The organism is Stenotrophomonas sp. SrG (assembly GCF_050031795.1).
In the GTDB taxonomy this organism is placed as follows: Bacteria; Pseudomonadota; Gammaproteobacteria; order Xanthomonadales; family Xanthomonadaceae; genus Stenotrophomonas; species Stenotrophomonas rhizophila_A.
In genome coordinates, this window is sequence record NZ_JBNBBE010001594.1 from 1 (window position 1) to 232 (window position 232).

General features: G+C 37.1%; 1 pseudogene. It reads right to left on the reverse strand.

Annotated elements, in window-relative coordinates:
- Positions 1-214 (reverse strand): annotated as a pseudogene (locus ACQG3P_RS24740) (hypothetical protein); the annotation flags it as partial.
- Between the last annotated feature and the right edge of the window lie 18 nt (positions 215-232).

The window sequence follows — 232 nt, forward strand, 5'->3', positions numbered from 1 at the left end:
TCATTAATTTACGGTTACCAACCAATATATAGTGATGATCAATCGTTGCTTCAATACCATGGCCAGGTACTGCTTTAAATGTTGTTGTCTCAGTTAATATTAATTGCTTTTCTTTTGCATAATTGACAATGGCTTCTGCCAATGGGTGTTCAGAATCTTTTTCAGCAGTAGCAAGTAGTTGTAGCGTTTGATTGTCACCATGATAATCTGTCACGACTGGACGACCATTTGA